At 66.4% G+C, this 5,760-nt stretch carries 5 protein-coding genes; 3 read left to right on the forward strand and 2 right to left on the reverse strand.

Annotated features, from left to right (window positions below):
* The coding region (locus V5A53_RS12440) for a dihydrolipoyl dehydrogenase (RefSeq protein ID WP_332313938.1) at window positions 1-1,451 on the reverse strand (1,451 nt) is incomplete at its 3' end.
* Between the two features lie 159 nt (window positions 1,452-1,610).
* Between V5A53_RS12440 and V5A53_RS12445 the strand changes: the two genes are divergently transcribed.
* Window positions 1,611-2,909, forward strand: a complete 1,299-nt coding sequence (locus V5A53_RS12445; protein WP_332313939.1) for a hypothetical protein — start codon at window positions 1,611-1,613, stop codon at window positions 2,907-2,909.
* On the opposite strand, the gene V5A53_RS12450 is transcribed toward V5A53_RS12445, so the two are convergent.
* Complete coding sequence (locus V5A53_RS12450; protein WP_332313940.1) at window positions 2,906-3,463, reverse strand: GMP synthase subunit A; 558 nt, start codon at window positions 3,461-3,463, stop codon at window positions 2,906-2,908. The two genes, V5A53_RS12445 and V5A53_RS12450, sit on opposite strands and share 4 nt — an antisense overlap.
* 94 nt (window positions 3,464-3,557) lie before the next feature.
* Here V5A53_RS12450 and V5A53_RS12455 point away from each other — a divergent pair, with 94 nt between their 5' ends.
* Window positions 3,558-3,950, forward strand: a complete 393-nt coding sequence (locus tag V5A53_RS12455) for a hypothetical protein (RefSeq protein WP_332313941.1) — start codon at window positions 3,558-3,560, stop codon at window positions 3,948-3,950.
* Between the two features lie 101 nt (window positions 3,951-4,051).
* Window positions 4,052-5,347, forward strand: a complete 1,296-nt coding sequence (gene gdhB, locus V5A53_RS12460) for a glutamate dehydrogenase GdhB (RefSeq protein ID WP_332313942.1) — start codon at window positions 4,052-4,054, stop codon at window positions 5,345-5,347.
* Window positions 5,348-5,760 lie beyond the last annotated feature (413 nt).

Raw genomic sequence — 5,760 nt, forward strand, 5'->3', positions numbered from 1 at the left:
TCGTGGTCGTGGAGATGCTCGGGTCGGCGGAATCGCCCGCTGAAGGCCCGCTGGACGACCTCCGAGAGGGCCGGGTGGATGTGGACCGACTCGCGGATGTCGTGGACGGTGCCGGTTCCGGCCTTCATCGCTACGACTACCTCCTCGATGAGGTTCGAGGCCTCGGGTCCGATGATGTGACAGCCGAGTATCTCGCCGTCGAGGTCGATGAGCACCTTCACGAACCCCTCGGCGTGCATCGCACTCCCGCGGGCAGTCTCGTCGTAGGGGTAGGTCCGGACCGCGTAGTCGGCGTCGTCCGCCCGGAGTTCCTGCTCGCGGGCACCGACGCCCGCGACCTCCGGCGAGGCGAAGACGGCGAAGGGCATCGCGGTGTAATCGACCGGTTCCATCTCGCTGCCGAAGACGTTGCGCGCGACCGCGCCGGCCTCGTGGTTCGCGCTGTGTTTCAGGAGGTACTCGCCGACGATGTCGCCGAGCGCCCAGACGCCCTCGGCGTCGGTCCGGAGGTACTCGTCGGTCTCGATGAAGCCGCTGTCGTCGGTCGCGACGCCCGTCGCATCGAGATTCAGCGTATCGGAGTTGGGCCGCCGTCCCGCCGCGACCAACAGGGTATCGCCCGTGATCTCCACGCGGTCGGCGTCGGCGGGGGCGGCCTCCTCGCCGCCGGCAGTTCGGACCGTCGGTGATTCGGAGTACGGCCGCGCCTCGACGGTCACCTCGCCGTCGGATTCCTCGGCGGTCACCGCCTCGTAGCCCGTGTAGACGTCGAAGCGCTCGGCGTAGCGGTCGGTGAAGGCCTCGCCGACCTCCTCGTCGGCCTCCGGCAGGAGGTTCGGCCGCCGGCCGACGATACTCACGTCGCTGCCGAAGGTGCCGAAGAAGTGGCCCAGTTCCGCCGCGATGTAGCCCCCGCCGACGATGACCAGCTGCTCGGGCGGTTCCTCCAGTTGGAGCGCTTCGGTACTCGTGAGGTAATCGACCGACTCGATACCGTCGATATCGGGTATCGCCGGCCGGGTTCCCGCCGCGATGAGGACCGTCTCCGCCCGGAGTTTCGCGCCGTCGTCCTCACCGCCGGAGATTTCGACCGTGCGGTCGTCGACGAAGCGCGCCTCGCCGTCGTAGAGTTCGTGTTGTGGCGACGATTCGAGCCCGCGGCGTATGGATTCGGCATCGCCCGAGACGTCCTCGTTGACCTCGCGGACGATTTCTGCGAAGTCGACGTCCTCGACGTCTGCGTGGATGCCGAACTCCTCGGCGCGCTCGACGATCTCCATGACCTCAGCGTGATACAGCAGCATCTTCGAGGGGATACAGCCGCGGTTGAGACAGGTGCCGCCGAGCGGCCCCTTCTCGACGACGGCGACCGATCGGTCCTGGTTGACAGCGACGTTCGCCACGTCCAGTCCCGAACCGGACCCGATGACCAGAAAGTCGAATTCGTCCATGGACGGGATTGACGCGCCAGCGGCATTAAACCGAGTTCCGGTCCCCCGTACCGGGCGCACGACCGCCGGATGGACGTCCATCGGCGGGAGCGTTTTCCGACGTGCGCGCGTCTATCATCGTATGTCACCGGCGACGCGGGCCATGGCTGGAGGCGGGGCGTGAAACGAACGCCGTTCACGCGCCTCGAAGAGGCGGTGTTCCACGTCGAGCGGATGTACACGCCGTGGAACATTCAGATCGAGGTCGAGACTAGCGAGCGGATCGACCGGATGCGGCTCCGGAAGGCCGTCCGACGCGTCTACGACGTTCATCCGGTTGCCAAAGCCCGTCAGCGTCCGGGTGGGAACGGCGGAACCGACTACGACTGGGAGGTTCCGGACAAGGCGTCGGTCCCCATCGAGGTGGCCGAGGCGAACGCCGTCGACCTCGACACGCTCCGCCAACGGTTCTACGGCGCCGGGATCGACCTCTCGACGTCACCCCCGCTGCGCCTGCTCATCGTCCGGGACGGGGGCGACGAAGGCGACCTGCTGTGGTTCTGTTCGAGCCACATTCCCGTCGACGGCGTGGGAGCCTACGGAATCCTGCAGGCCATCTGTACCGCCTACCGGGGCGATGAACCGGCACCGGACCGATTCGCGTTCGGAGAGTCCCGGGACGTGCTGGATGGGTTCCGGCCCGATTCCCGCCGCCGTCGGGCACGGTTGCTCGGGAAAACGGTGCAGCGCCTCGGCTACCTGCTCGACCCGCCATCGCGGTTGCCGGGAGCCAGCGCACCCGGGGTGGCTAGCTGGCGGTATCGCCACCGTCGACTCGACGACGGGGTCGTCGACGCGCTCGGTGAAGGCGGCGACGCCTCGGTCAACGACCACCTGCTCGCGGCGATGCATCTGACGCTCGACCGCTGGAACCGCGATTTCGGCGCTTCGGCGGAGAAGTTGAGCGTCATGATGCCGGTGAACCTCCGCCCGAGCGAGTGGTTCTACGAGGGGGTCGGTTTCTACACCTTCTTCGAGAGCGTCGCGACCGACGCAGTCGACCGGCAGGATGCGAAGACGGCGCTCGCTCGGATAACCGACCAGACGCGAGAGATCAAGGGAGAAAAGCGGTATCTCGGCTATCTGGAGTGGCTGAATCTCGTTCCCAGTGCGGTACCGCTATCGATCAAAGCGTATCTGCCGAAACTGCTCGGTGGTACCGGTGGGCGACTGCTCGATACGGCCGTCCTGTCGAATCTCGGTCGGCTACCGGAGCCGTTGCCCGCCCTCTCTGGTGAGACGCCCGAATCGCTGTGGTTTACGGCGCCGTGCTGGCTCCCGACGCCGGTCAGCATCGGCGCCGTCACCGTCGGCAAGGAGATGCATCTCGGCTTTCGGTACACGCAGTCGGCGTTCGATGCGGAGAAAGCGGACGCCTTCGCCGACCGGTACTGCGACCGATTGGCCGAGATCGTCTAGGCGCGCTCTTCGCAGATGGCGATGAAGTTCTCGAAGACCTCGTCGCCCTGCTCGGTGTGGGCGACCTCGGGGTGCCACTGGACGCCGTAGAGGTCGCGGTCCGTGTCGCTCATAGCTTCGACGCCACAGATGTCGCTGCTGGCGGTTCGGGTGAAGCCCTCGGGGACTTCCTTGACCTCGTCGGCGTGGCTGGCCCACACTCGTGTGTTGGGAGCGAGCGAGCCGACGAGGGGGTCCTCGTCGTCCTCGATATCGACGGTCACGTCGGCGTAGCCGCCGTAGTCGCCCGAGTCGACCCGACCGCCGAGTTCGTCGGCGATGAGTTGCATGCCGAGACAGATGCCGAAGACAGGGATGTCGAGGTTCAGATACTCGCGGGAGTTGCCGATCCGGTCCATGTCGGGGCCGCCAGAGAGAACGATGCCGTCGGCGTCGATGTCGTCGGGGGCGGTGTCGTTGTCTATGAGGTCGGTGTCGATGCCGAGGTCACGCAGCGCGCGGTGTTCGAGATGGGTGAACTGCCCGTGGTTGTCAACCACGACGATTCGCGTCATTGAGTGTCCGTATCGGGTCTACCCGTAAAAAGCGTCTGAAAGACGTGCCAACGTGCGACGAAGGCTTTTGGCCGTTGCGACCCCAGTGAAACGAGTGAACAGACGAGCGTTCATCGCGGCCGCCGGCACCTGCTCGGCAGCCCTCCTCGCGGGATGTACCGGAGATGATGCCGACGAGGAACCCGACGGCCAGTGGGAACTACGCGCCCGCATCGAGAATCGGGACGACCAGCCGCGGGAATGGCGTGTCGAGGCGCGCTCGGCGGGCGGGAGCGTCGCGGCCGCGTTCAGCACGCTTCCGGCCGGCGAGACGACAGAACTCGGCCTCGGCGGCATGCTCCGCGATGAGGAAATCGACATCTACGCCACGTCGGACGAGGGTGCACAGACACAGCCGTGGAACCCGACGGAATGCCGGGACCTGTTCGCCGATGTCACCATCAGCGGCGGCGAACCGACTTTCGATACCGAGTGCCGCGAGGAATAGGCCGCGCACGGCATATTATGTCCTGTGTTGTGAATTAATCACCTTTTACAATTAATACTTTTAGGCATCGGGAGCATTGCAGGGGGTATACGGAGCTATCAATGTCATCGAATACGTCCTCCCCTAATACAGTTGACAGCCCCCCACAGACGGAACCGAACTCGGCGCTCGCGGTCGCTCGCCGCCAGCTCCGCCGGGCCGCGGCGTTCGTCGATATCGACCCGAACGTCGTCGAACGGCTCGAAGACCCCTCCGCCGTCCACGAGGTAACGGTCCCCATCGAACGCGACGACGGGACCGTCGAGACCTACACGGGCTATCGCGCCCAGCACAACAGCGTCCGCGGCCCCCACAAGGGCGGTCTGCGGTTCCACCCCGACGTCACCCGCGAGGAATCCATCGGACTGTCGATGTGGATGACTTGGAAGTGCGCCGTCATGGACCTCCCATTCGGCGGCGCGAAAGGCGGCATCGTCGTCGACCCCAAGGACCTCTCGACCGACGAGAAGGAACGGCTCACTCGCCGCTTCACCGAGGAACTCCGGGACGTCATCGGCCCGAACACCGACATTCCCGCCCCCGACATGGGCACCGACGCCCAGACGATGGCGTGGATCATGGACGCTTACTCGATGCAGGAAGGCGAAACCCAGCCCGGCGTCGTCACCGGCAAACCCCCGGTCGTCGGCGGAAGTTACGGCCGCGACGAGGCCCCGGGCCGTAGCGTCGCCATCGCGACCCGGAAGGCGCTGGATTACTACGACAGGCCCCTCGACGAGACGACCGTCGCCGTCCAGGGCTTCGGCAGCGTCGGCGCCAACGCCGCCCGCCTGCTGGACGACTGGGGCGCCGACGTCGTCGCCGTCAGCGACGTCAACGGCGCCGTCTACGACCCCGACGGCCTCGACATCGATATCATCCCGACCCACGAGGAGGAACCCGAAGCCGTCACGAAGCAGGACGGCGAGATCATCACCAACGACGAACTGCTCGAACTCGACGTGGACGTGCTCGCCCCCTGTGCGGTCGGGAACGTCATCACCGAGGACAACGTCGACGACATCGACGCCGACCTCATCGTCGAGGGTGCCAACGGCCCGACGACCTTCGCCGCCGACACGGTCCTCGCGGACCGCGACATCCCCGTCATCCCGGACATCCTCGCCAACGCCGGCGGCGTCACCGTCTCCTACTTCGAGTGGCTGCAGGACATCAATCGTCGCTCGTGGTCGCTGGAGAAAGTCAACAGCGAACTGAACGCCGAGATGGAGAAGGCGTGGGCCGCCGTCGAGGACGCCTACGAGCGTCACCCCGAATCGACGTGGCGCGATGCCGCCTACGTCGTCGCGCTCGAACGGCTCTCGAAGGCCCACGACGCACGCGGGCTGTGGCCGTAGCGCTGCCGCTCGGTGACCCCTCGAACGTCGACAGCGGCCCCGATGCCGACGTACGGCCGAGTCCGAACAGCGCGCCACGAAACCAGTCCCTCGATGTTCACGCGGCTACGCGAGTTCATAGCGAACAGGCGGTGCGACCAGTTCGACCGACGCTGCACCGCGCTCCCGCGAGACGCCGGCCGGCAGTTCTCAGCGCACACCGCCGATGGTCGCGTTTTTGTTTATAAATAGTCGGCTAGAATAGTAGTGAGCATCCGCCGAGCGGGGCCTTCGAAGAAGGCCCCCGAGGCGGTTCCCGGCGGCGCGAAGCGCCGCCGTAGCGCGCGACGACTAACGCGAGCCTACGGCTCGCCGCTGGAGGAGCGGGTTGCGGGCAGAGCCCGCAACCGAATGGCCGTGGCGGCCTGCGGCCG

Source organism: Natronomonas sp., assembly GCF_036625485.1.
GTDB lineage: Archaea > Halobacteriota > Halobacteria > Halobacteriales > Haloarculaceae > Natronomonas.